The organism is Bacillus haikouensis (assembly GCF_013179555.1).
Taxonomy (GTDB): domain Bacteria; phylum Bacillota; class Bacilli; order Bacillales; family Bacillaceae_B; genus Rossellomorea; species Rossellomorea haikouensis_A.
The window spans coordinates 1-1,496 of record NZ_JABMCR010000518.1 but is presented as its reverse complement, the minus strand read 5'-3'; the positions used below and the strand labels follow the sequence as shown (position 1 = coordinate 1,496).

At 38.2% G+C, this 1,496-nt stretch carries 2 protein-coding genes; both read left to right on the top strand.

Going from position 1 to position 1,496, the window contains the following annotated elements; genetic code table 11:
• The first annotated feature begins 225 nt into the window (after positions 1–225).
• Positions 226–780, top strand: coding sequence for a phosphatidylglycerophosphatase A family protein (locus HP456_RS23840; protein WP_172255647.1), 555 nt, complete (start codon positions 226–228; stop codon positions 778–780).
• A gap of 310 nt (positions 781–1,090) precedes the next feature.
• Positions 1,091–1,496, top strand: a 406-nt coding sequence (locus tag HP456_RS23835; RefSeq protein WP_172255645.1) for a TAXI family TRAP transporter solute-binding subunit, incomplete at its 3' end; no start/stop codon positions are given.

Below are 1,496 nucleotides of genomic sequence, written 5' to 3'. Positions count from 1 at the left end.
ACCAGCATCTTCAACTCTTCATTCAATTCTTTACTATAGAGGATTAATTCGTTTACCTTGCCTCTATTAATATCCATACAAAACCCTCCTGATTCTTTCGATAACGTTTACAAAAAAGATTGTATCACAATCTTGCTGTTAAATCCCTTAAGCAGATCAGGATAAGAATATTCGGAAAAATGGTATAATAACTATGCAAGTTCAGTAAGAAAGGAGTACGAACAAATGCATAAACCGATTCATTCAAAGGAAGTCACTAAAGCTGCTATTAATAAACTTCATGAGAGAGGTGTTACGATAGAAGATATTGCGGAAATTGTGTATGAAATGCAATTTCCCTATCACAATGGGTTAGAGATGGATGCCTGTATTGAAAGTGTTAAAAAGGTTCTATTAAAAAGAGAAATACAGCATGCTATTTTAGTTGGGGTGGAGCTGGATCAGCTGGCTGAAAAGAAAATGCTTTCTGAACCCCTGCAATCGATTGTAGAGACAGATGAAGGTCTTTTTGGAGTGGATGAAACCATTGCCCTTGGTGCAGCTTTGGGATATGGCTCTATAGCTGTTACAACATTCGGCCACCTTGATAAGAACAAAATCGGAATCATTCATGATCTTGATACAAAAAAAGGAAAAGGGATTCATACTTTCCTGGATGACATTGTGGCGAGTATAGCTGCCAATGCATCCTCAAGGATTGCTCACAGCCTCAGGGACAGGGAAGAAAACATTTCAATGGAAGATAAAAAGAAATTTGAAGATGAAGAATTGATAGGCTGAATCTGATATATAACAGATCGACTGAGGGAACGGTTCGTTTCTCCAGTCTTTTTTATGTGGACATTCATCTTCGTGGAGTGAAATGATTCATTCAATTTGAAAGCGATTTATACATTTTGCATACATATTTGAAATTGCCGGTACGATGAAAAATCTTGGTAAGCAAGAAGTTGCGGAGATTGAATCATATGACAAAAAAGTTTTTTTATGAAAAAACTTATAAGTTTATGTATCCCGTTTGACATGAATGTTACAGGTTATGATACAATTGACTACGGGAAAGTAGAAAATTAAATAGGGGGATTAGACTATGAAAAAACGCAGTTTATTCTTAAGCACGGCTCTTCTTCTCATTCTATCTGCTGTATTGGCAGCGTGTGGAGGCGGAGCTGGCGGTGGAAGTTCTGATGGAGATGAGAAAGTCGACTTCATCGGAATTGCTACAGGCGGAACGGGTGGTACATATTACCCGCTTGGTGGTACCTTTGCCAAGATCATTGAAGATGAAACCGGTATCAAAGCTTCAGCTTCAACATCCGGAGCTTCAGCTGAGAACATGGCTTCAATCAAAGATGGAAAAACAGAAATTGCATTCACACAAACGGATATAGCATCTTACGCTTCTGAAGGCACTCAGATGTTCTCAGATAATAAAGTTGAAAATGCACGAGGAATCGCCACTTTATACCCTGAAACAATTCAAATTGTGACAACGA